The sequence below is a fragment of the Gorillibacterium sp. CAU 1737 genome (assembly GCF_039888655.1).
In the GTDB taxonomy this organism is placed as follows: domain Bacteria; phylum Bacillota; class Bacilli; order Paenibacillales; family NBRC-103111; genus Gorillibacterium.
Genome location: NZ_JBDQQO010000001.1, coordinates 151,359 through 174,933, shown reverse-complemented (window position 1 = coordinate 174,933; position 23,575 = coordinate 151,359). Strand labels below are relative to the sequence as shown.

The following is a 23,575-nucleotide window of genomic DNA, read 5'->3' as shown; positions in this document are numbered from 1 at the left end:
ATTCTCCTTTCACTAACTACTCAATCGTATACGTTACCTTCGTGAACTCATTTGTCTTCGCTGAAAATTTCACGCTGTTCATAACGGTCTTATCCGCATTCTCAATGCTGTATACAATCTTGCCTGGTACCACGGAGACAATCGTGATATGGGTTCCCGCTATCTTTCCTGGTGCCTTCTCAATCGCAGCTGTCTGAGCACAAAGATCTTCCACTTGAAGCTGATCGGCATTATACGTCACGGTTACCTGCCGGGTAGAAAGCCCTTGTTTTTGAGGTATAACCATTACAAAGTTAAACGAGGTGTCCTTATCGATCTTCATGGTAATCTCTGGTGTTGTATTCTTTTTCAATTTGTTGGTAAAAAGACTGACACCGACGGCATTCTTGGCTCTTACCCTGTACGTATGTGTGGTATTCGGAGATAGGCCATTATGAACATAGCTTGTCTCCATGACAGGCATGATCTTGCCGTCCACCTCAAGTTCATATTCAGTCGCTCCAACAGAAGGAGTCCATGAGAGCTGAATGGAATGTGTGGTCGCCGTCGCCGTAAAATTCAGAGGAACGGAGGGGGCCGTCATCCCTGTGATTAGGGTGGTCCAGTCACTCCAAGCGCTGACGACGCGATCGTTCTTGGCCCGAATTCGATAATGATGCTCCGTGTTTGGCAGTAAGCCTCTATGTCGGAAGTAGGTTGAATCGGTTTCTTTAATCACTCCATCTGCCTCGACTTCATAACCCGTTGCACCGGTGACTGGCTCCCAACTGAGTGCGATTTGGTCACTGCCTGCTTCAACCTGGATGTTACCAGGAATGCCCAACAGGGTTGATTGGGTCAAAGGTGCGCTCCATTCCCCCGCTTGGTTCTTATATAAAGCTCTTACTCGGTACACATGCCAAGAATACGGTTCTAGGTCCTCATGTTCATATTCGGTAGCCGCTCCAACCAGTATGCTTTCTCCATCTACTAGAAGCTCATACCCGGTTGCTCCTGAAACGGGCTTCCACGAAACCTTAATGGAGGTTAGGTAGGATTCCGAGCTTAGTGATTCGGGTCGATTCAATGAAGTGACACAAGTAATTCGAGCACTCCAAGCTCCAGCCCCACCTGCATTTCGTGCACGGATTCGATACATATGCTCGGTTATAGGAGCCAAGCCTTTATGGGTATAGGAAGGGATCATGCCACTACGAATGACGGTTCCATCCACCTCAATGTCATACCCGGTGGCGCCTGAGACCACTTCCCAGGTTACTTCGATCTCAGTAGCGCTCGCTCGCCCCTTAACATTTGAAGGAACCCCTGCATGGGTAGTCATGCCGAGGATCGATGACCATTGGCCGGCAATCGAGGCATTTTTAGCCCGAACCCGATAGGTGTGCTCTGAGTTCAACTTCAAATTCTCATGTGTGTATTGTGTCTTGGTTAATTTGCTGATCAAGACTCCGTCAGCCTCTAGTTCATAGGTAACGTCGCCTGACACTGCATCCCATGACAAGGTAATCTTATCTCCCGATACCTCCCCCTTTAGTCCAGTCGGAACGGAAGGGGGAGTGGTAAGCCCAATGGGATCACTCCACTCGCTGTATCCATCTGCATTGTTAGCTCGAATCCGATAGTGATGAGCGGTGTTCGCCGTTAATCCAGTATGTTGAAAGGATGTTTCTGTTATATTGCTAAACAGGATCCCGTCTGCTTCAAGGGAATATGAAGTTGCTCCTGAGACGGAGTCCCAACTTAATTGAACATATTGATCAAATGCCTCTCCATGAAGATTTTTGGGTACTGCCACTAGTGTGGCTTTCGCAATCACACGGCTCCATTTGCCAACCCCACTGCTGTTCTTGGCCCTCACCCGAAATACTTTTTGCATATTTGGATTTAAATCCGCCACTTCATAGCTCGTTTTATTGCCGATATCGACAATGTCATGGTTAAATTCCACCTCATAATCAGTTGCTCCCTCTACCGGTGACCAACTGAGAGATATCGATTTGCTGGTGGAAGTAATCTGAATGTTCTCGGGAACATCCGGCAATGTCCAAAACTCTTGTGTTGGTGTCCACTTTCCCTTTAAATCCCCGCTGACTGCTCTGACCCGGTAGGTATGAAGCGTTCCCGGTTTCAAATCATCAAACGAATAGGATGCCGACGAGTCAACCAAATACAAGCTCCCATCAAAGAGAAGCTCATACCCATCCGCATTAAAGACTTGCTCCCATTGAAGTGAGAAGCTGGTTTCCGTTGCAACGCCATATGTTTCTGGTGTTTTGAAAGGATTAAATTGAATTCGTGGAATTACTTCCTTGTTTTGCTGAGCGCATTCCCATTGGAGCCGAGCCGTTGGGTTCCCGTAAACGCTGTTGTATTCCAGCTTGATGTTGTAGGCTTGTCCCGCTTCAAGCGAGACTTCCCCTTTCATGGAATCCGTCGTTCCTGTCCAGTTGTCAATTAACAACTGGTCATTGATCCACAAACGGGCTCCGCCTTTGATATCTACGATGAATTGATAAAGATCACTGTAGTTCGCCGTTAATTGTCCTGTCCATCGAACCGAAAATTCGTTATCTTCATACCCAGGGCTACCCAATTTCGGCTGAGAGGTCAGATTGATGGCATCATCCAGTTTCAAGGTCCTCTGACCGGAAAAGTTCTTCTCGGGATAATACTCTGCTTTAAGTCCATACAACGTATAATCCAGCTTGGTGCGCCCAACAGAACTACCGCTCTCGATGAGAGGCTTGGAGTTGGATACCAAATTCCCTCCCATTGCAAACAAACCGCCTGTCTTTACAGTAAGCTGATTATTAATGCTGACCTGGCCCCGAACAAACAAGTCTCCGCCTTTCACATTCAAATCTGCGGTCCGATTGTTGGATATGATTTCACCAATGAGCATCTCATCACGAATGTCCATCTGAACAACCGTGTTAATGTTCATGTTGTCCCGAACCAAAACCTGTTTGGCATCAACCTTCAAGGTGCCCCCGTTGTAAATCAGATTCCCTGCGTACAACTGATTGGCAATATGGAGTTGAGAGTCATTGTTTAAATGGAGATCCCCTTTAACCCAAAGATCACCTTGAACAGAGCCACACTTTATGGTTTCAATGGTTAACGAATTGTTTGCGTGTAGATCCGAATTGACGATCAATGTTCCATAGACCCGGATGGATAGATTCCGGTTTGTATTTAATCCATCTAAGATCAGGACAACTGGCTTGTTCGGCGCTCCCCAAGTCGCATCCGACTCCAGATTCAACATTCCTGCTCTCACAATAGGTGTCGGATTCGGATGGTTGAGAATTACCTGCTGAATCGAAGCAGGATCGTTTCCACTGGTTAAACTGGCTTGTTGACGGTATTGGTTGATCTCATCATCTATGACCTTGATTTGGTTGGTCATGGAATCCCCAATGGCTTCCTTCAAACCATCCACGCGCATAAATGGAGGCGCGCTATGCTCATTAACCATCGTCCCGGATAGATAGACTTTATTTCCCGGAATTTGATTGGGCACGGCTTCCTCCAAAATCTTTGCTGGATTGAGGACCGGGGTATGTTTTTGAAGCTTAGACACTTCAATGTTGTTCAATCGGGTTAAGCCCGTTTCTTCTTTCCCTTGATTGACAGTCAGTTGCCCGTCAGTGATGACGATCGTTTTTTGAAGGGTAGCGTGCTTTCCGGCAGGAAGAGCACTCTTGACCCAAAAGGGTGTTCCTTCAACATAGATAGAGTTCATGCTCGCATATACAGCATCTCCAACCGTCACCTGCACTTGATAAGTCCCATTTTCTAAGGATAAGGTCCATTCCCCACCTGGTTGAATACGGATCGAGGAATCTTGAGAGTTGCTGTAAGTGGCATTGCTTACAGTCTCTGATGTATGGTCGAAGTTCCAGCCATATTGGAATCCATTTCGGTCCCCCATGATCTCGCCAAAGTCAGCTACGTACCCGACAGGCGGGTCTAGCAATGGACTTTGGAAGCTAACCTTCACCAGACTGGCATCCGACTGAGCCGATACGGAATCAGAAAAAGCAGGAATCAACAAATTAATAAATAGTAGCAGACAAAGACACTTGGAAATAAAACCGAAAAGCTTAGACATAACTAGCCCCCTAGATCGAATCAATATTTTTGCACAGAAAAAAGCCAATTGAGTTCGGCGGCCTGGCGACCATGTCCACAGATTCACAATCTGCAGCGTTAGGCCCATAGCTTTGCGTCCCCGTCTTTCGTCCGGGTTTGCCTTTATTCGTTCAATTGGCTCATCTTTCGACCAATATTCCTACTTTTTGCACATCACAAGTAATTCTATTATCCTAGCACATTTCCTTTTCAAAAATATGTATAATTTCCGAACGACTTCTCCTGAAAATGATTTCTTCCATCCATTCCAGGTTGGTACAGGAAAAACCGCACAAAAAACTCCAGCTCGCCAAACGCGAGCCGGAGTTCCGTTCAACCAATTTATGCCGCTTCCTGAGCAGGACTGGTTCCGCCAGGTTCGCGGAAGAGCGGGACGAGCACGAAAGCCGATACGAGCAGCATCACCGTGGCGAGCAGGTACACCGGTGTCAGGGTAAACACCCCGGCAAGCCAGCCGCCGAGCGACATGGTGATGACCATCGCTCCCATGAAGAGCGGGTTCAGGATGCCGTTGACCCGGCCCACGAACGCCTCCTCCGTGTTGCGAAGCACCATCGTGTTGATGCCGATCTGGATGAACGGACCGACGAGGCCGCTGAAGAATTGCGCGACCAACGTGACGGCGAAGACCGTGGAGAAGCCGCAGATGGCGATCGAGATGGCGCTCACCATCGTCCCCAGAGCGAGCAGCTTCTGCGGCGAGATTTTGCTGGCGAAGCCGATGGCCAGCGCTCCGCCGATCAACATGGCGATGCCGTTGACCGTGAGCAGCCAGGACAGCATCTCCTTCTGCAATCCGAGCTGCTCGGTGATCAGGAAGATCGCGAGCGGCTGGATGAGGCCGATGCCCAACCCGGCAAAGAAGAAGCAACTGCCGAGACGGGCCAGAAGCCGGCTGGACCACACATAGCGGAAGCCTGCCTTCATCTCGTCCCACACCGCTTTGCCCGAAGAGGAGGCTTCACTCTTCCGATCCTTCGGAAGGAAAACGAGCACGCCGGCGGAGGCGAGGAATGCGACGCCGGTGATGGCGATCGCCCATTCGATGCCCAGGTTGCTGAAAACAACCGTCCCAAGGCCCGGACCAAGGACCATGAAGATGGCGAACAGCGTCTGATAAGCCGACATCCCGGTCTGCATGAGCGCTTCTGGAACATGCAGCTTAAATAACTTCAACCCTGAGGGCTGAGAGAATTGCGATAGAATCGAAGAGACGAAAGTGACGAAGAATACCGCTTTCCAGCTTCCGAAGTGAATGGCGAGCAAAACCCCGAAGATGGAGACGGCGCTTAAAAAATCGCACCAGATCATCGTCCGTTTGGGCCGCCAGCGGTCCGCAAACGTCCCACCAATGAAGGAGAAGACGAAGATCGGCAGAAATTCCGCAACGGAAATCAGTGAAACCGCGATCTTGCTTCCATCCGTCATCTCCGTGACATACAGCAAAATCGAGTAATTGCGCACCCAGATTCCGATCTGCAGGAGCAGGCCGGACATCAGGATCACTTGAACAAACCGGTTGCGAAACAACGATAACGGCGATTCGGAAGTGTTGCTCATGGTTGCCCCCTTGTCAGATCATGAATACAGCTCATCTATGATAACCGGAATGCCCCTATAAAATCAACATTTTTGTGAACACAAAATGATTGCCGGGGAAAAAGAAAAAAGCCTCTCGTAAGAGGCTATTGAGAAGGTCCTGTCTGCATGCTCACCTTTAGGGACATTTTGTGGAAAGGATCGCACTACTCCAGCTTGATCTTGATCCGAAGAAGCCCCACGGAGCGCATCGCTTTGAAGATGATGACAAACAACGGGCCGAGGAAGAGTCCCGCAATTCCGACAAGCTTGAATCCGACAAACAGACTGATGAGCGCCGGTAGGGCACCGATGCCGATGGCATTGCCGAGTACCTTCGGCTCCACTACTCGCCTCACGACCAGGGTGATGATGTAGAGAATCAACAGGCCGATCCCGAGAAAGCCATTGCCGGTCACGAGCTCGTAGACTCCCCAGGGGATGAGAACCGATCCCGTCCCAAATACCGGAAGGATGTCCACCACGGTCACCAGGAACGAGAGAGCCAGCGCATAGCCCGTGTCCAGGATCAACAGCCCGCCCAGCATGATGAGGAAGGTAATGAGGCTCAGGATCAGCTGGGCGATAAGGAACCCATTGATCGCTTTCTTCAGCGCGTCCAGAACGGAACCCATCTTCTGCGAAGTCTCTTCTTCGAAGAAGGACAGGAACGCGGTTCTCAGATCGGGCAAGCTCATCGAGATCAAATACAAGGCGAGCAGGAACACCACGGAGCTTAGGAAGAAGCTTGGAATGGTCGCCGCAAAGGACAGAACGTACCCGGACAAGCCGGATAACGCGCCGCTCAACGAGCTAAGAGCGGTACTAAGTCCCTCTTTCAGCGTCTCTGCCCAATTGGGCGAGATCGAGTTCATCATATTTTCAGCCGTTGCGGTTACCTGTGTGATGATCTGATCGGTATCCAGCGTCTTGACGAACTCGGTCGTCTCCTTCACGAGCTTATTGCCAAGCCCATAGATGAGCAGGATGAGAAGCAGCGTGAACAAGGTACAGACCAGAATGGAAGCGAGCCGGCGCGAGATGCGATTGACCCTCATCATGAGCTTCACAATCGGATCGAGCAACAGGGCAAGAACGAGGGCCAGCAGAAAGGGAGCACCGTAATGGAATAGCCCATACAACAGCAACGACAAAATCAAGAGCGAGACAAGATTGCGAATGGACATGGCCGTACCACCTCCAACCCGAATATCATTCCTTCTCCATACCGGCAGAGCTGCTGTCTGCTTCCTCAGGGATTCTCGTGATCGTCACCCTCAGGATTCGGAAGCGATCCATTTCTGCGACGACAAACACTCGATTGTGGAACGTGACCGCTGCTCCGACCATCGGCTCACCTTCCAGCTTCTTGAACATCCAGCCGCCGATGGAATCGACCTCATCGTCGTCCAGATCGAAGCCGAGCTCGGGTGCGAGTTCTTCCAGCAGAACGCGGCCGTCCGCCGAAACAACGTCTCCTTTTACCTCGATCTCAGGTCGTTCGTCATTGTCGAATTCGTCGTGAAGATCGCCCACAATCTCCTCCAGGATATCCTCAGCCGTGAGGATGCCTGCGGTTCCTCCATATTCGTCCATCACAATTACCATCTGGGAGTGCTTCTTCTGCATCAACCGGAGTGCCTGGCTGACCTCCATGGATTCGGGAACCGTCAGAATGGGGCGCAGGAAGGGACGAAGGTCCGTCAACCCCTCCCGAGGAGAGGTGAGAATATCCGTAATGTGCACAAAACCGATAATGTTGTCCTTCTCCTCCAGGGCCACCGGGTAGCGTGTATGCTTGGTCTCGTAAATGGTGCTCAGGTTCTCTTCCATCGTTGCGTCAAGATAAAGGCATACCATATCGGTTCGAGGAAGCATGACTTCACGAGCGCGGCGATCGGAGAATTCGAAGATGTTATCGAAGAGGGCCAGCTCGTCTTTGTTAATGTGCCCGCTTTTGGCACTCTGTCCAAGCAATATGCGAATTTCTTCCTCTGTATGCGCCTCGTGTTCGCTGGAGGGCTCAATGCGAAGCAGCTTGAGCACTGCCTTCGAAGCGGCATTCAACACCCAAATGATCGGTCGGAATAGTTTGTTAAACACAATAAGCGGACCCGAAACGAACAGGGAGGTTCCTTCGGAGCGTTGAATCGCCAAATACTTGGGAGCTTGCTCCCCCAGCACAATATGCAGGAAGGTGATCGTCGAGAACGTCGCGAGGAAAGAAAGCACATGGCTCAAGGTCTCATTGTTCACGTGCAGTGCTTGCAGGATCGGATCGAAGATGAGCTCCGCGATGGCGGGCTCGCCCACGTACCCGATGCCAAGTGAAGCAAGCGTGATGCCAAGCTGGGATGCCGACAAATACGTGTCAAGTCGGCTCGTCACCGCAATGGCGTGCTGGGCCTTGCTGCTCCCCTGGTTAACCAGCTCCTGCAGCCGGGTTCTGCGCATCTTCACAAGTGCAAATTCCGCCGAAACAAAGAAAGCGTTAATGCCAACCAGAATCAGAACGAGCGTTAGGTTCAATGCAATTTTGGACCAATCCAAATGAAGCTCCATGGCATTCCCCTCGGATCCAAAGAATAAGTGATTTCAACATCATTACCCCAATTAAGCCCGAATGGAAACGTTCGGTTGATCCTCGGTCCGAGCTTTTCGGGTCGTAAAGTCAATTCCCTGGTAATACATGTCCGCCACAAGCAGGTTTGGGCCGCAGCAAGAAGCAGCCGGGCAGTGACAACTGACGGAGCGGGCCAGCGGAAGCGCCAGCCAATGATCGAAGACGTCATCAAGGCGGTGAGTCAAAATGTTGCCCACGGACGGCACGGAAGCAAAGTCCGTCACATGGATATCTCCCGTGAACAAGCTCACGTTCAAGCGATTGCGCCCATCCGGGTCATTGCGCACGGTCACGTTAGCGGCCTGACGCAGCTCCCGCAGCAAAGCGAGATCATCGTCATCCGAGCTGCAAGCGAAGAACGGCAGCGTTCCGAACAAGATCCATACGTTCGGGTCGCGGTCCGCGAGCAAGCTGCGAATGGATTCCTTCATTCGTTCCAAGGGAAGGGAAGGAAGCGCCGCTGCAAAATCGCTGGGATACATCGGATGAACCTCATGGCGCTGACAACCAAGCTCGGCAATGGAACGATGAATGGCCGGGAGCTTATCCCATGTTCGATAGTTGATCATGGTCTCGGCGGAGACGAATACGCCGCCTTGGGTTAACGCACGAGCATTGTTCAACAGATTCGCATAGAGCCGGTCGGAAGCAGCACGTGGAACCAGCCGATCACTGTGTCGGAACCCGATGTCGTAGAAATCATCCGCGCCGGAGTAGTTGTATGTGATGTGAAGAACATCCAAATAGGGGGCCAACAGCTCGTATCGCTCCAAATCGAGTGTCAGGTTGGAGTTGATCTGGGTTTTGAGCCCGCGTTCCTTCGCATACCGAAGCAGCGGCAGCATTGTTTTCTCTACCGTTTCCCGGTTGAAGGAGGGCTCCCCTCCTGTCAGGCTTAAGGTTTCAAGCCCCTCCGCTTGGTCCAAGTTCCGCAGAACGACGCTGAGCGGCAGCTTCTCCCCTTCGCGAAGGACGAGTGCATCCCCGACGGCGCAGTGCTCACAGCGCATGTTGCACAAATTCGTTACAGTCAGCTCGACGGAGGTCAAGCGATGTCGGCCTGCCTTCCGCAGGGAATGGATCGGATCCCATGGATCAGGATGTTTGGCTGAATATGTCGTCATGAAATCCCTCCTGTTTTGGACAACCGCATCGGGTCGTTTAGATTCTTACCATTGTAGCGCAAACTCTTGCAAAACGAAAACGAGCCTCCGCCGGAAGGAGTGCGCTCGCTGCCACTCCAGACGAAAGGCTGATTCGAAGGTTGTCACCGTCGCACATTGCCCAACTTGCTGCGATTCACATCCGTGATCATCACCGAAAGCTTCTTAGACAAGTCTACCTCATAAGGAACGGCGACCGGTCCGCTCTCTTCGAGCTCGATGACCCGGACGATAGGTCGGTGCGGAATGTTAGCATTCAAGTCCACAACGACGCCAATCTCCCCGGTGCTCAGGGTTACTTCGATTCCAAGCGGGTAGATGGCAATTTTGTCGCGGAACCAGGAGAGCTTATCCCGGTCGAAATGATTCATCGAGCCGGCATACAAAATATCAACGGCCTCGTGGGGAAGCATGGCTCTTCGGTACACCCGATGGGTCGTCATGGCATCGAACACATCCACAATCCCTACCCAACGAGCAAAGTCGTGGATATCGTTTCCTTTCAACCCTCGCGGATAACCGGTACCGTCCAAGCGCTCATGGTGCTGCAATGCGCAATGAGCGGACAGCAGAGGGATATTCGGCATGCCTCGGAGGATGTCAAACCCGAATTCCGCATGCTTTTTCACCTGCTCGTATTCGGCTTCGGTCAGCTTTCCCGGCTTAAGCAGGAGCTCCTTGGAAATCTTGGTCTTGCCGATGTCGTGCATCAACGCCCCGAGACTGAGCATGTAGAGGTCATTGCGATTGTAACCATAGCTCATTCCAAGCTGCGTCGCATATAGGCAGACATTGATCGAATGCTGATACAAGTAATGGTCGGTCACATGCATATCGGCCAGCATGATCATGGCTTGAGGAGTCTGCATCAACTCATCAATCAACGAATGAATCAGCGGTTGAAAGGAACGCGCCAGATCCGGGGGATTGACCGAACGGGAGGTCTTGAGCGTCTCCCCCATCATTTTCCGAAACTCGGTTCGCACGGTCTGGGTCGCTTCCCGCCGCAGCTCATCGCTGATGACGCTCTCGATCACAACATCTTCTGTGAGCGGGTCCTCAATATAAACGTAATACACACCATTCTCCTCAAGGCGAACAAGCAGCCTCTCGGTGAGCTCGACATCCTTGCCGAGCAGGACCTGTCCGGTTTCACTGAAGATCGGTTTGCCGAGCTTCGCTCCAGGTTGACATGACCGGGTTGTGACCAATCGCATCTTGTATCCACGTTCTTTCCGAATAAAGTAGGGTGTAGTGCTTCTTGATGTCTTAGAGAGCCCCTGTCAGGATGAAGACAAGAGCAACCCCGGCGAGAAGGAACCGATAGTATGAGAAATACGTCAGCTTGAGGCGGGAGACCAGCTTGATGAATGTTGCCACCGCAAGCAGCGCCACGAGGAAGGAGACGACAAATCCGATTGCAAAGGGAAGCAGGTCGGCCGAGGTGAACTGATCGAAGTTTTTGAGCAAGTCATACCCCGTTGCTGCTGCCATGAGCGGGATCGCCATCAGGAACGTATAGTCCGCCGATGCTCCGCGTGTTGCCCCCGTCAGCATCCCGGCCGCGATCGTCGAGCCCGACCGGGAAAAGCCCGGCCACAGCGAGAGAATTTGGGCAATGCCGATGTACAGACACTGCCGATACGTCAGGTCGTCCATGGTCATTGCCTGGGTTGCGGCTGCCTTCGTCCGCTCACCGATGATCATGAAGATCCCGCCGGCAACGAGGCCGATTACCACCGTTTCAGGCCGAAACAGCATTTTGACATAGTCGTGAAACAGGAAGCCGATCAAGCCGGCGGGAGCAATTCCGATCAAAATGTGCAGAAGGTTGAGGCTCCGGCCGTTCGATGGAACAGGTGCCTTCTGATCGCGAATGCCAATCAGACGCAAGCATCTCTTCCAATAGAGAACCACAACGGCAAGAATCGCACCAAGTTGGATCACTACTTCAAATGTATCGGCTTTTGGACCGGTAAACTTGATAAGGTTTCCCACCACGATCATATGCCCGGTCGAAGAAACCGGCAAAAACTCCGTCAAGCCCTCCACGATCCCGATTATGATCGCTTTCCAAATGTCCAGCATAGAAGCCTCCTTCTAACCAATGGATAGAATCCTGCTCGTATCTTGCGTGTCTCTTACACCGTAATCCAGCGACTCTCCCAAGCATCGGCTGCCGGGATGTTCCGCTTCAGCTCCATCGCGAGCAGCTCTCTTAAGAGCAGCGGAAGATGGAAGCGTACGTTTTGCCCCCTGGCGAGGGAAGGGTACAAGCTGGCAAAGACGAACAGGCTCACGGTTCCCACGTCATAATCCCGGGCAGGATCGAGAGGAACTCCGTTTACTTCTGCCCGAAGAATTCGAGAGCCGGTCGAATCGGAAACCTGTTCGGAATACCATACCTTCATCTTCGAGAAGCAGAGTCCCCCCAGTTCCTTTCCGCGAAAGCCGTAGCCGCTCATCGTTCGGGTGCACTGGCCGGGTTGGAGCGAATCCTCCAACGCTTGAAGCAGATCCGCACCAGTTATCGACAGGGTGCAAGCATGGATCGAGGAAGGGCAGATGCGGTGAAGCATCCCTTCCGTCACAACACCTGCTGCGAGACCGCCAACCAATTGTCCGGAGTTAACAAGCGCCAGCTCAGCTCCCGTATGCCGCAGAATCGCATCGGCTAATGAATCCGCGAGTGGAGTCTCGCCGCAAGGGGCGGCCGTGAGAGGGGCCAGCAGGCGGGTAATGGGCCGCTCCAGGTTCGCCTTGCTCCTATCCCTCCACCGTGCAATGGCCTGATGGATAGCCGGCGATTCCTCGCCCTTCTCTACAGGGAGACAGCAGCCGCACACCTCCACCACCCTCTGCTTGTCGTGATCGTAGACCAGATCGACCCGACCGAGGTGAGTTCCGTATTTGCCGGCTCCGCAGATCAATGCCCCATTGACCTGCTCGGGTACCTCCAACAGATGGTGGGTATGACCGCCAAGCAACACATCGATGCCGGGAACCGCTCGAGCCAGTCTCCGATCTTGTTCGAGACCCAGATGAGACAGGACGATGAGGATGTCTGCTTGGGCTCGGACTTCTGTCACGAGAGCCGCAACCGCCTCTATCGGGTCAATCACCGTCCAGCCGAGTTGGACATAGAAGTCGATGTACGGAACCGTGACGCCCACTACGCCTACCTTCAATCCTCCTGCTTGGAGAATCACATAAGGCTTCATCCAGCTAGGCGGTTGTCCGGTTTCCCTACGCAGCAGGTTGGCGCATAGGATGGGGAATCGAGCTCGTTCATAGGCACGATCCAGGTCGGACAGAGAGAGCGTTAACCCCTCGTTGTTTCCAGGAATCGCCGCATCGACTTTCAGATGATTCATCAGGTCGACATTCGCCTCTCCCCGTGTACCCTCAGTCAACTCGGAGACTCGATCCATATGATCTCCACAATCGAAGGTTAGGACAGGAGCCGTACTGCTGGATTCTGTACGAATGTGCTCCAGCATCGAGGCAATCCGCGGGAGCTGCTCGAAATGGCTGTGCACATCATTCATATGTAGGACAACTAGCCGCGATGTCTCTCGCATGGCACTCTTCCTCTTCCGCTTGAGCTAGACTTATTATAGTAAGTTCCAGCCAAAAGGGCAAAGGAAGCGCTCTTGGAATTTCAATTGCCAAGAATGGGAACGCTTGCTATGATAATTCTAGGAAAACAAAATAGAAGATCAGGTGAATCCTATGAAAGTCCATGTTATGGATGTAGAAGCTGGAGATGTCCTGTTGGCGGACGTCTTTAACCAGTACGGCTTGCTCGTCTTATCCTCCGGAACCATTCTGGACATCGATGCATTAGCTCGCCTCTTGCAGCATCAATTGGACTACATCGATGTGCTCAAGTCGAGCGCTTCGTCGGCCAAGGTGATTCCAACCACCTTCAACCGCGAAAAGACGCGGGAAACGATGCAGGTCGCCGTTCATTCGGCCAAGGCCCTGTATGACACCGCATTGGACTCGGGACTCATTGATGCAGACCTCGCAGAGGGCGGCTTTCTCAGCTTGGCGGAATCCGTCCGCGGCAATCATGATGTTGCCTCCATGCTGCTAGCCCTGAATCAGAAGGATGATTACGCCTACCGCCACTGCGTGCAGGTCGGCCTCATCTCTTATCACCTGGCCAAATGGCTTGGCTTACCGGAATCGGAATGCAACTCGATCGGAACAGCCGGCTATCTTCACGACATCGGGAAGACGAAGATCCCGAAAGAGCTGCTCCTGAAACCGGAACCGCTTTCGCCTGATGAATTCGAACAGATCAAGAAGCACACGGAATACGGCTTCAGCATGATTGCCGATTCGACAGGCAATGCGGCTTGGGCTCTGCCGGCACTCCAGCATCATGAGCGATTGGACGGATCCGGTTACCCGCATGGCCTTCGTGCCGACGAAATTCAACCGGCCTCCCGTATCATCGCCATTGCGGATATCTACAGCGCCATGATCTCCGAAACACCTTACCGCAAGGGCAAGGATTTGATGAATGTGCTCTGCGAGCTTCATTCGATGAGCTTCAGCAAGCTGGATCCCAAGATGACCCAGGTCTTCATTCGCAACATGCTGCCCAACCTGATCGGCAAATCCGTCCTTCTGAGCACCGGGGACACCGGTACGATCGTCATGACCAATCCGACCGACTTTTTCCGACCGCTCGTAAAGGTTCAGGATGAATTCCTCGACCTCGCCCAACTGTCACAGTTGTCCATCTCACGCATTCTGGAAGAAGAACCGGCTTAACCCATCTTCTCCTCACTCCTTACATAACAGAACGATTCCTCCAAAAAGTGCCTCTCGCGAAATCGCGGGAGGCACTGCTTATTTATCAACCGGATACGGATCGTCCTCTCGTCCTTTTGTCTATACGCTTCTTGGATGGATGGTTTGCCTCTGGTCGCCATGCCTCAACCGGCACCTTTTTTGGAGAGGAGCCCAGAATCCAGACCGATCCTCGTACTTTCTTGGGCAGCCAGGCGGTGATTGCCCAGGAAATGAAGAACGCAACTGCAAACATGCCGAGGAAATAGCTGTGGAAAAACAGCGGGTTGTTGTCCAACGGAATGAGCCGGTAAAACCATTGCAGCATCGGATGAATCAAGTAAATGCCGAATGCGCACGCACCTAAATTCATCAACACTTGGACCGCTCTTACCGGGAGCTTCGCCACTCCCAGTGCCGATAGTTTCAGCAGGGCAAGGGAAGACAAGGTATTATAGGCAAACCAGATCCAGTACATGGTAAGCGAGCTCAGCCGGATCCCGTGAACGTTCCCCCTATAGGCGATATAAACTTGGTACAAGCCAACCGCCAGCCAAAGAACGATCAAAGCTCCCCACGGAATAGGATGACGGCGATCTTCCGGCGATGGACGGAGGTACCTTTTCCAACGAGGATAGTACATCCCGATCAAACCGCCCAGAGCAAAAAAACCAAAATACGAGATGGACAGGCTTCCGGTTCGATGAAAAATAGCCGGGATGGAGGTGAGGTGCACAACGACCTCCCGATTGAAGAACATGTACCCGATCTGCAAGGCAAAGGCGACTACCGGGAACCATCCCTTGAGCTTTCTTGCTGCCGCCCAGAAAATCGGAAAGAGCACATAAAATTGAAGAATGATAAACATAAAGTATAGATGCGTGTGTGCCCTGCCCGTCAACAGGAGATAGGCAAACCGCTTCGGATTATACAAGTATTCGGGCACGTTATAGTTGTTCAATAGAAAGTAGGCAATGGAAAAAACGAGATAAGGCAGAAGAACGCTTGTCACTCGTTTTTTATAGAAGGTTCCGATATTCGTCCATGTGCAAGGTCGGTCGTAGTAGGTGTAGAGGAGCACGATTCCGCTGATAAAGAGAAAAACGGGAACGGCAAAGCTGGAGAATTGATTCAGCAGCAGGTACACGCCATATAGGTTCGAGCTGGCGTCCAGCCGGTTCAAGGGCATGCTGGTCGTATGAATGAGCAAGACGGCCAAAATCGCAAAGGCGCGCAGCAGGTTGATCTCCCAAATGGGTTCTTTTTTCGACATCTTCCCAATCCTCTTCGTTATGGTTTACTAATGATACCATAGAAGAGCGGTAAGAAGACTTGTGAATTTGCATACACAAAATGTTCAGGAATTGGAGCAACAAGCCGTATACCATTATGCACCCGGACGTTTTCACCGCCGCTGCTACACCGCAAGCGGATGATATCCTTGGCATTCATAAGCTTTATTCAAAATAGCAGGCATACGCACATCGGTTCCTCCGCTGCCCTAAGCCACGTTTCAATAAAAAAAGCACCCGAGGGTGCTTTTTTTATATCTGTTATTTACTAAGGACCAACCCGGTGAATGTGAGCGTACCGGCGTAATAGGCATAGTACGAGTTAGGGCCTGTGCTATTCACATAGCTGAGAGAGAGAGTCCCTGCATAAACCTTGTTGCCAATCGGGGTTACATAATAGTAAGTGCTGGGTACGGCAGATAAGCTGGTATAGTAGTTAGAGATACCCGAGACATACACAGAATCCGAAGCGACGACAATCGGCTGCTTCTCGGGTAAAGCCTTAGCTTCAGCAGCAAAGCTGGAAGCCGGACCTACCAAAAGCAAGGCAAGCATTCCCAACGCGATAACGAACTTCTTCATACGGATCTCCTCCTTATTCTTTAATCTCTTCCATCTTTCCATAGTTTACATGATTTGGATGTGATAAATGTTACATTTAAAGGAATTTAATCTATAATTTGATTACTTATTGCACCTCGCCCTTTTCTTCAGGTTTCCTCACACGCCTGAGCGTCTGCACAACAAAAAAAGAGCAGCCTTCTTCTGCTGCTCTTCCTCGCATTTCTATTAGTTTCCGAGCGAAGCTACTCTCTCATCGCCTAGCAAAATGCGATTCACCTGATCCTCGTCAAAACTGACATTTATATGGAGATAGTTGTCCATCTCCGCTTTTTTAACTTCACTCGGATCGGTCACCCACTCGCTTTTGCTCTTGTCGTAGACGTAGTCGAGGCTTCGATCGCTTTCCGTTTGAAGGAATTGCTTTCCGTAGAGCTTTTCGACCTTGCTTTTCTTCATCCCGACTTCTACCCCATTCGGAGTGGTAAAATCAGATTCGTCGTCGAGCATGAAACCCACAACTTTATCGTCGCGGTACCAAATGGATGCTCCCGATTCATAGTCCACCAGAGAGAACCGGCCCTCCGTCCCAGTGCCAAGCTTCTTCTCAACATCGGCTCGACTGTCGCCGTAGCTTACCTTCAACTCTTTGTCCTTCGTGCTTACAATCGAGATGTCCTTATCCGAAAATGCGTCGCTGCTGCTTTCGCTACTCGGAGCGCTTGTACTACTTGGTGCGGTTGTGCTACTCGGTGCGGTTGTACCGCTTGTACCGCCTGTTTCCTTAGCACTTCCGCAACCCACCATCGTCGCTAGAATTCCCAATGCTACTATGTACGTGATTGCTTTTTTCATCGTGTTCCCCCCTGCTTTTTCTATAATTGTATCATTTGTAGGAAAATGTCGTATATGATAAATCGAACAGAGAGAAGAGTACTTCTGATCCATTTTGTATCGTTAATTGGAGAAGGCAAAAGGCTAATAGTCGATAAGGGTCGATATTCAATTGGAGCATATTTTTGTGTAATGAAGTCGTTTCGTTGCAACCCGCACGCCTACCTTTCCCAACTCTTCATTGTACTTCGTCATTACTTCCATGTGTTCTAGGCTCTGGATTATCCGGCTTCCGACTTTTTCGAGGGTTTAACAAACAGCATTACTTAAAACTGTGGAAAATAAAATACGTGTTGAGTGTATTGACACAAGAGTACCAATACACTCAAACACGTATCCATTTAATCGATAAGGGTTAACCAATGACCCTTCTCCTACTTCATCATTTTACTTACAGGCACCGTTTTCAACTTACTCTCACTATACAGTTTTATCAATTTTGAAACTCCTTTATTTAAGGGCTTCGTTATAATGAAGTCTATTATCTGTGATGAGATATACGAAACAATAAAAATTAAGAACGTATTAATTATTAGCTGATATTTGTAAGTCTCATCTGAGAAATGAGAATAGTTTGGAAGATGGCGCATTACGTAAATGTGGATTAGAAAAATGCTATAGGTACTTTTGCTTACATGAGATATAACTTTAGCTAAAGCCCCTCCAATTTTATTTTTAAATGAAAAGTTATAAAAAAGCACAAAATAAAAAATCGATAATATCACCATATTAATGCTAGTTGTATATAAATTTAATGCAAACTTACTATCAAAATTAAACAGATAAGTCAGAAATAAAGTTAGTATTCCAGCTGTTAAAATAATCTTCTTAAACCTAAACAATTCTAATCTTAAAATAGTATACCCCAAAATATAATAGAAGAAGATTTCTTTTCCTAGCATAATATCTATATTTATAGAAACATTAAAAAGGTTTATTAGTATGGGAGGTATAACCATGCATCCAAGAACAATACTTACAAAATAAATAAATCGCTTATTCGTCATACTTTTAAACCAATCCGAAATAAAAGGCGTTAGTAAATAAAGAGCTAAAATACTGTATACAAACCAAAAATGATCCGCCCATGGAACAGTTCCCGATAACATTTGCTTAAATGATATCAACTTAATAAAATCACTAAAGCTTCTAACATTATTTATATCCCACACAGTCTGGTATAATATTGAATAAACAACTAATCCTATAACAACTTTAGATATTCTTGTTAAATAAAAATTTGTCACAGACTTAATAGGCTTTTCCAATAGTAGGAACCCCGACAATGAAAAAAACACCCAAAGTGTAGGTCTTACAATAGTATTAATTATACTCCAATATTCATAATCAATTTCAATTATAAATCCAGAATCATGTAAAGCAATTATTGATATGCAGCAAAATATCCTTAATAGATCTAGATTAATATTTCGGTTATTCGTTGTTTCAATTAGATTAGTTTTGCTTATCGTTGACATTACTCGCCCTCAATCCCTAAAAATTTCGGATAATTTTCAGTAGTTATTCTATTTTAGAGTACTGAATTCCTTCTCCTTTTTTGGTTTATTTGTTACGCAAATCATTTCTACATACTCTTACCTAGTTAAGAAGTTTCTTGAGCAAACGTACCGATTACCATGTTCGAGTTTACATCATAGGCATCAATTACTGATCAATAACGGAGGGTAATTGGAATTTGATCATATCCGACCCGGGCACATATGCTTGGTCTATCCCGATGGTTGACGGGTGATTTACATCACTTTCACCGATAGACTCTTTTGTGCGTAAAATTATTCCATTTTCTTGACCGTTAATAAGACTCTTGTATATTTGCAAATCTCCACACCGAAGTCGAAGAGCATCACAAAACGATTAAGCTGGATGCACTATCTATTTAGATTCTAAAGCAGATAGCCTCAACTGAAAAGAAGTTAACTTTTGATATGTGAACAACTAGTTTCATTAATCTATTAGTGTTCTTTTCAGCAGGATGACAGATGCCTTCGCATGCTTACGGCATTCCCACAACGTTCACTTGCGCGAGTCTAGGGCAAAATAAAAAACGTGCCCGAGCGCCTTGGACACACGAGTGTCAAGATCACTACGGACACGTATCTGTTTAAACGATGTTACCCGATACTGCCTTCCATTTCGAACTTGATGAGACGGTTCATCTCGACGGCATACTCCATGGGAAGTTCCTTGGTGAACGGCTCGATGAAGCCCATGACGATCATTTGGGTGGCTTCGGCTTCGGTGAGGCCGCGGCTCATCAGGTAGAAGAGCTGGTCCTCGGATACCTTCGAGACGGTCGCTTCATGCTCCAGCGTCACGTTGTCGTTCATGATCTCGTTGTACGGGATCGTGTCGGACGTGGATTGCTTATCCATGATCAGCGTGTCGCACTTGATGTTGGCTTTGGAGCCTTGGGAGTTGCGGCCGAAGGAAGCGAGGCCGCGGTAGGTGACCTTGCCACCGTGCTTGGAGATGGACTTCGACACAATGGTCGAAGTGGTCTCTGGCGCGAGGTGGATCATCTTCGCTCCGGCGTCCTGGTGCTGACCCTTGCCGGCAACGGCAATGGACAGCACGCTCCCCTTGGCGCCGCGTCCCTTCAGGACAACAGCCGGGTATTTCATCGTCAGCTTCGAGCCGATGTTGCCGTCCACCCATTCCATGGTGGCGTTCTCTTCCGCAACAGCACGCTTCGTGACGAGGTTGTAGATGTTCGGCGCCCAGTTCTGGATCGTCGTGTAGCGGGCACGCGAGTTCTTGTGGCAGATGATCTCCACGACGGCGCTGTGCAGCGAGTTCGTGCTGTAGATCGGAGCGGTACAGCCTTCTACATAGTGCACGAAGCTGTCTTCGTCAGTAACGATCAGCGTGCGCTCGAATTGTCCCATGTTCTCGGAATTGATTCGGAAGTATGCTTGAAGCGGGATTTCACACTTCACGCCCTTCGGCACGTAGATGAAGCTGCCGCCGGACCATACGGCACTATTCAAGGCGGCGAACTTGTTGTCCGTCGGTGGTACGATGGTACCGAAGTACTTCCTGAACAGCTCCGGGTATTCCCGAAGCGCCGTGTCGGTATCGGTAAAGATCACGCCTTGCTTTTCCAAGTCCTCTTGCATGCTGTGGTAGACAACCTCGGATTCATATTGGGCAGAGACACCAGCGAGGAACTTTTGCTCCGCTTCCGGGATGCCCAGCTTGTCGAAGGTTTCCTTGATCTCCGATGGAACTTCTTCCCATGTCTTTCCCTGCTTCTCCGCCGGCTTGACATAGTATTGAATGTCGTTAAAGTCGAGCTCATCCAGGTTGCCGCCCCATTTGGGCATCGGCATCCGGTAGAAGTGTTCCAGCGATTTCAAGCGGAATTCCAGCATCCAGTCCGGTTCTCCCTTCATACGGGAGATTTCGGTTACGATCTCAGGAGTGAGCCCCTTGCCAGATTGAAAGACCGCCTTGTGCTCGTCGCGAAACCCGTATTTGTACTCTTCCATTTCAGGCATTTGCTTTGCCACGTCGGTTCCCTCCTTCTAGTCGTTTGATTCTGGACGTTCCAGTCCTTTGCGCATGGCATTCCACGCGAGGGTGGCGCACTTGATGCGCGCCGGGAATTTCTTGACGCCGGACAGCGCCTCGATGTCGTCATAGTCGAAGTCCACATCTTGCCCCCGCATCATACAGGAAAAGTTCTCGGCCATGCCCATGGCCTCCTCCATCGTTTTCCCTTTGACGGCATCGGTCATCATCGAAGCGGAGGACAGGCTGATGGAACAGCCCTCTCCTTGAAACTTAGCATCCTGCACGACGCCTTCTTCCACCTTGAGCTGCAAGGTAATGCGGTCGCCGCAGGAAGGGTTGTTCAGGTTAACCGTCACCGCGTCTCCATCAAAGGTTCCGCGGTTCCGGGGATTTTTATAATGATCCATAATGACCCTGCGGTACAAATCATCCAATTCCATGGCCGAAGTACTCCTTTGTCTTCACGAGTGCGGCGGCGAGGCGATCGACATCCTCATGGGTATTATACAAATAGAAGCTCGCGCGTGCCGTCGCCGTGACGGCGAGCCATCTCATGAGAGGCTGGCAGCAGTGATGACCGGCCCGCACCGCTACGCCTTCGGAATCCAGCACCGTCGCTACATCGTGAGGGTGAACCTCTCCCAGGTTAAAGGTGACCAACCCGCTGCGGTTCTTGCTCGGTCCGTAGATGGCCAATCCATCGATCTCGGATAGGCGCTCGTAGGCATAAGCCGCGAGTTCGTGCTCGTGGCGTTCGATTTCGTCCAGCCCGATCTCCTGCAGGAAATCGATGGCCGCCCCGAGGCCCACCGCTCCGGCGATGATCGGCGTTCCGCCTTCAAACCGCCAGGGCAGTTCCTTCCAGGTGGATTCGTAGAGATCGACGTGGTCGATCATCTCCCCTCCGAATTCCACCGGCTCCATCTTCTCGAGCAGCTCCTTCTTCCCGTACAAGCAGCCGATGCCGGTTGGCGCGCACATCTTGTGGCCGGAAAAGGCGTAGAAGTCGCAGTCCAGGTCCCGCACATCCACCTTCATGTGCGGCGTGCTTTGGGCTCCGTCTACCAGAATCTTGGCACCGTGCTTGTGAGCGATCGCCGCGATCTGTTTTACCGGATTGACGGTCCCCATCACATTGGAGACGTAGGTCAGCGCCACCATCTTCGTGTTCGGGGTGATCGTCGCCTCCACATCCTCCAGAAGAAGCGATCCATCCGGTTGTACCGGGATGTATTTCAGCGTAGCTCCGGTCGCCTTGGCCGCTTGCTGCCACGGGATCAGGTTGCTGTGATGCTCGATCGGGGTAAGGACGATTTCGTCCCCTTCCCGACACACCGAGCGTGCATAGCTTGCCGCAACCAGATTGATCGCCGTGGTCGTTCCGCGCGTGAAGATAATCTCTTCCGTATAGCGGGCGTTCAGGAACGCAGCAACCTTCTCGCGAGCCCCCTCGTAAGCGTCCGTCGCTCGGGAGCCCAGCGTATGGACTCCGCGATGGACGTTGGCGTTGTCGTGCTCATAATAGGCCTTCAGCGCTTCGAGGACGGGGATCGGTTTCTGAGAGGTCGCTGCACTGTCCAGATAAACCAGCGGATGGCCGTTTACTTCCTGATCCAGGATCGGGAAGAGCTTGCGAAGCTCGCTTGCATTCATTGCCCCAACTTCCTTTCCACCAGCTCACGAAGCTGCTTCTCCAGCTCCGGCAGCGGAATCTCAGCGACAACCGGGGCAAGGAAGCCATAGATCACGAGGCGTTCGGCTTCGGTGCGCGTGAGTCCGCGCGACATCAAGTAGAAGATTTGCTCCGGGTTTACTTGGCCAACGCTTGCGGCGTGGCCGGCCTTCACATCATCCTCGTCGATCAGAAGAATCGGGTTCGCGTCACCGCGAGCAGTGGGGCTGAGCATTAACACCTTCTCAGCCTGCTGGCCGTTCGCACCCGTAGCACCCTTCTCGATCTTCGTGATGCCGTTGATGATCGCCGTGGCCGATTCGCGCATGACGGCGCGCGTCGACATATCGGACTCCGTCGCGCGACCGACATGAACATTGCGGGTGGTCAGGTTGAGGCGCTGCTCGCCGTCACCGACGCAGATCACTTTGGCATCGGCGGAAGAGCCTTTGCCGTTCAGATAGGTCGTGGTGTCCGAGATGCCGTTGCCGGCGCTCAGCTCGCCTACGACCCATTCGACACGAGCGTCCTGCTCCAGAATGGCGCGGCGGTAGGCGACGTCGATCACCGAGGTCGAGAGGTTGTGGATGCTGGCGAAGCGCACCTGCGCTCCGGCTGCGGCGAATACCTCTGCCGCTCCCGGAACGACCTGTGCCGCTTCCTCGCTTCCGCTCTGAAACTGCTCGACGTAAGCAACCGAGCTGCCCTCCTCCGCCACGATCAGGACGTGCGGGGCAAGCAGCGTCTCGCCTGCTTCGGTCATGAAGGACGCATACAGCGGAATCTCCACCTGGACGTTCTTCGGAACATACAGGAAGGCCCCGCCGTTCCAGAACGCCGCGTGCAGCGCCGTCAGTCGGTGCTCGTCAGCAGCGATCGCCTTCAGCAAATAAGGCCGCACCTTGTCTTCATGCTCACGAGCGGCGGTCACCAAATCCGTAAAGATGACGCCTTGCGCCTTAAGCTCCTCCGACAGCTCGCGATGAACCGTGCGAGCTCCGATCTGAACGAGCGCATTGCCGGCATTCTCGGACGGAAGAAGCTCCGTCAGCGCCGGGGTCGTGTTCGTTTCTGTTGCGTGTCCGGCCGCATCCAGCGACAGTGTCGCCCAATTCCACCGGTCGATGCGGGTTTTCTCCAATTGCGGAAGCTCCCGTTCGCCCGCAAGCTCCAGCCCCTTCAGCCGAAGCTCGGTGAGCCATGCCGGCTCGCCCGCGCTTCGGGAACGATCGGCCAGAACCTTAGGGTCAACAGGAAGCAAGGTATTCAAAGTCATGACGAGTTCCTCCTGTTCGACGTA

17 protein-coding genes and 1 riboswitch are annotated in these 23,575 nt (G+C 51.1%); of the genes, 1 reads left to right on the top strand and 16 read right to left on the bottom strand.

Annotated elements, in window-relative coordinates:
* Positions 1 to 16: 16 nt before the first annotated feature.
* From AAFN83_RS00750 to AAFN83_RS00715, 8 genes are all read right to left on the bottom strand, one after another.
* Positions 17 to 4,114: a fibronectin type III domain-containing protein gene (locus AAFN83_RS00750; RefSeq protein ID WP_347766406.1), complete on the bottom strand. Its 4,098-nt coding sequence runs from the start codon at positions 4,112 to 4,114 to the stop codon at positions 17 to 19.
* A gap of 53 nt (positions 4,115 to 4,167) precedes the next feature.
* A riboswitch (cyclic di-GMP riboswitch) is annotated at positions 4,168 to 4,266 on the bottom strand.
* Between the two features lie 210 nt (positions 4,267 to 4,476).
* The gene (locus tag AAFN83_RS00745) at positions 4,477 to 5,715 is read right to left on the bottom strand and encodes an MFS transporter (RefSeq protein WP_347766405.1); all 1,239 of its coding nucleotides are present in this window, start codon (positions 5,713 to 5,715) and stop codon (positions 4,477 to 4,479) included.
* Between the two features lie 185 nt (positions 5,716 to 5,900).
* Positions 5,901 to 6,920 (bottom strand): sporulation integral membrane protein YtvI, encoded by a 1,020-nt coding sequence (gene ytvI / locus AAFN83_RS00740; RefSeq protein WP_347766404.1) that lies wholly within the window; start codon positions 6,918 to 6,920, stop codon positions 5,901 to 5,903.
* A gap of 25 nt (positions 6,921 to 6,945) precedes the next feature.
* Complete coding sequence (locus AAFN83_RS00735; RefSeq protein WP_347766403.1) at positions 6,946 to 8,295, bottom strand: hemolysin family protein; 1,350 nt, start codon at positions 8,293 to 8,295, stop codon at positions 6,946 to 6,948.
* Between the two features lie 51 nt (positions 8,296 to 8,346).
* Positions 8,347 to 9,480, bottom strand: a complete 1,134-nt coding sequence (gene yfkAB / locus AAFN83_RS00730) for a radical SAM/CxCxxxxC motif protein YfkAB (RefSeq protein WP_347766402.1) — start codon at positions 9,478 to 9,480, stop codon at positions 8,347 to 8,349.
* A 143-nt stretch (positions 9,481 to 9,623) separates the two neighbouring features.
* On the bottom strand, positions 9,624 to 10,736 hold the full coding sequence (locus tag AAFN83_RS00725) for an HD-GYP domain-containing protein (protein WP_347766401.1): 1,113 nt from the start codon (positions 10,734 to 10,736) through the stop codon (positions 9,624 to 9,626).
* Between the two features lie 52 nt (positions 10,737 to 10,788).
* A complete protein-coding gene (locus AAFN83_RS00720) occupies positions 10,789 to 11,607 on the bottom strand; it encodes an undecaprenyl-diphosphate phosphatase (protein ID WP_347766400.1) in 819 nt (272 codons plus the stop codon).
* 53 nt (positions 11,608 to 11,660) lie between these two features.
* Entirely contained in the window at positions 11,661 to 13,100 is a 1,440-nt protein-coding gene (locus AAFN83_RS00715) for a bifunctional metallophosphatase/5'-nucleotidase (RefSeq protein WP_347766399.1), read from the bottom strand.
* Positions 13,101 to 13,251: 151 nt separating this feature from the next.
* Here AAFN83_RS00715 and AAFN83_RS00710 point away from each other — a divergent pair, with 151 nt between their 5' ends.
* Entirely contained in the window at positions 13,252 to 14,304 is a 1,053-nt protein-coding gene (locus AAFN83_RS00710; protein WP_347766398.1) for an HD-GYP domain-containing protein, read from the top strand.
* Between the two features lie 85 nt (positions 14,305 to 14,389).
* Here AAFN83_RS00710 and AAFN83_RS00705 read toward each other — a convergent pair whose 3' ends face one another.
* From AAFN83_RS00705 to sufD, 8 genes are all read right to left on the bottom strand, one after another.
* Positions 14,390 to 15,595: an acyltransferase gene (locus tag AAFN83_RS00705; RefSeq protein WP_347766397.1), complete on the bottom strand. Its 1,206-nt coding sequence runs from the start codon at positions 15,593 to 15,595 to the stop codon at positions 14,390 to 14,392.
* 280 nt (positions 15,596 to 15,875) lie between these two features.
* Entirely contained in the window at positions 15,876 to 16,196 is a 321-nt protein-coding gene (locus tag AAFN83_RS00700) for a hypothetical protein (protein WP_347766396.1), read from the bottom strand.
* 207 nt (positions 16,197 to 16,403) lie between these two features.
* Positions 16,404 to 17,030 carry a hypothetical protein gene (locus tag AAFN83_RS00695; protein ID WP_347766395.1) on the bottom strand — a complete coding sequence of 209 codons (627 nt, stop codon included), beginning with the start codon at positions 17,028 to 17,030 and terminating at the stop codon, positions 16,404 to 16,406.
* A gap of 413 nt (positions 17,031 to 17,443) precedes the next feature.
* The gene (locus tag AAFN83_RS22095; RefSeq protein WP_481810460.1) at positions 17,444 to 18,547 is read right to left on the bottom strand and encodes an acyltransferase; all 1,104 of its coding nucleotides are present in this window, start codon (positions 18,545 to 18,547) and stop codon (positions 17,444 to 17,446) included.
* A 654-nt stretch (positions 18,548 to 19,201) separates the two neighbouring features.
* On the bottom strand, positions 19,202 to 20,599 hold the full coding sequence (gene sufB / locus AAFN83_RS00690) for a Fe-S cluster assembly protein SufB (RefSeq protein ID WP_347766394.1): 1,398 nt from the start codon (positions 20,597 to 20,599) through the stop codon (positions 19,202 to 19,204).
* Positions 20,600 to 20,614: 15 nt separating this feature from the next.
* Positions 20,615 to 21,043, bottom strand: coding sequence for a Fe-S cluster assembly sulfur transfer protein SufU (sufU, locus tag AAFN83_RS00685; protein ID WP_347766393.1), 429 nt, complete (start codon positions 21,041 to 21,043; stop codon positions 20,615 to 20,617).
* Entirely contained in the window at positions 21,030 to 22,256 is a 1,227-nt protein-coding gene (locus AAFN83_RS00680; protein WP_347766392.1) for a cysteine desulfurase, read from the bottom strand. The genes sufU and AAFN83_RS00680 overlap by 14 nt, the downstream gene beginning before the upstream one ends.
* Complete coding sequence (gene sufD, locus AAFN83_RS00675; RefSeq protein ID WP_347766391.1) at positions 22,253 to 23,551, bottom strand: Fe-S cluster assembly protein SufD; 1,299 nt, start codon at positions 23,549 to 23,551, stop codon at positions 22,253 to 22,255. Before sufD ends, AAFN83_RS00680 begins: the two co-directional genes overlap by 4 nt.
* Positions 23,552 to 23,575 lie beyond the last annotated feature (24 nt).

Bases quoted from the DNA above. Each gene is read 5' to 3' on its own strand.
- AAFN83_RS00750 (WP_347766406.1), bottom strand. From the start codon at position 4,114: ATGTCTAAGCTTTTCGGTTTTATTTCCAAGTGTCTTTGTCTGCTACTA.
- AAFN83_RS00745 (WP_347766405.1), bottom strand. From the start codon at position 5,715: ATGAGCAACACTTCCGAATCGCCGTTATCGTTGTTTCGCAACCGGTTT.
- ytvI (WP_347766404.1), bottom strand. From the start codon at position 6,920: ATGTCCATTCGCAATCTTGTCTCGCTCTTGATTTTGTCGTTGCTGTTG.
- AAFN83_RS00735 (WP_347766403.1), bottom strand. From the start codon at position 8,295: ATGGAGCTTCATTTGGATTGGTCCAAAATTGCATTGAACCTAACGCTC.
- yfkAB (WP_347766402.1), bottom strand. From the start codon at position 9,480: ATGACGACATATTCAGCCAAACATCCTGATCCATGGGATCCGATCCAT.
- AAFN83_RS00725 (WP_347766401.1), bottom strand. From the start codon at position 10,736: ATGCGATTGGTCACAACCCGGTCATGTCAACCTGGAGCGAAGCTCGGC.
- AAFN83_RS00720 (WP_347766400.1), bottom strand. From the start codon at position 11,607: ATGCTGGACATTTGGAAAGCGATCATAATCGGGATCGTGGAGGGCTTG.
- AAFN83_RS00715 (WP_347766399.1), bottom strand. From the start codon at position 13,100: ATGCGAGAGACATCGCGGCTAGTTGTCCTACATATGAATGATGTGCAC.
- AAFN83_RS00710 (WP_347766398.1), top strand. From the start codon at position 13,252: ATGAAAGTCCATGTTATGGATGTAGAAGCTGGAGATGTCCTGTTGGCG.
- AAFN83_RS00705 (WP_347766397.1), bottom strand. From the start codon at position 15,595: ATGTCGAAAAAAGAACCCATTTGGGAGATCAACCTGCTGCGCGCCTTT.
- AAFN83_RS00700 (WP_347766396.1), bottom strand. From the start codon at position 16,196: ATGAAGAAGTTCGTTATCGCGTTGGGAATGCTTGCCTTGCTTTTGGTA.
- AAFN83_RS00695 (WP_347766395.1), bottom strand. From the start codon at position 17,030: ATGAAAAAAGCAATCACGTACATAGTAGCATTGGGAATTCTAGCGACG.
- AAFN83_RS22095 (WP_481810460.1), bottom strand. From the start codon at position 18,547: ATGTCAACGATAAGCAAAACTAATCTAATTGAAACAACGAATAACCGA.
- sufU (WP_347766393.1), bottom strand. From the start codon at position 21,043: ATGGAATTGGATGATTTGTACCGCAGGGTCATTATGGATCATTATAAA.
- AAFN83_RS00680 (WP_347766392.1), bottom strand. From the start codon at position 22,256: ATGAATGCAAGCGAGCTTCGCAAGCTCTTCCCGATCCTGGATCAGGAA.
- sufD (WP_347766391.1), bottom strand. From the start codon at position 23,551: ATGACTTTGAATACCTTGCTTCCTGTTGACCCTAAGGTTCTGGCCGAT.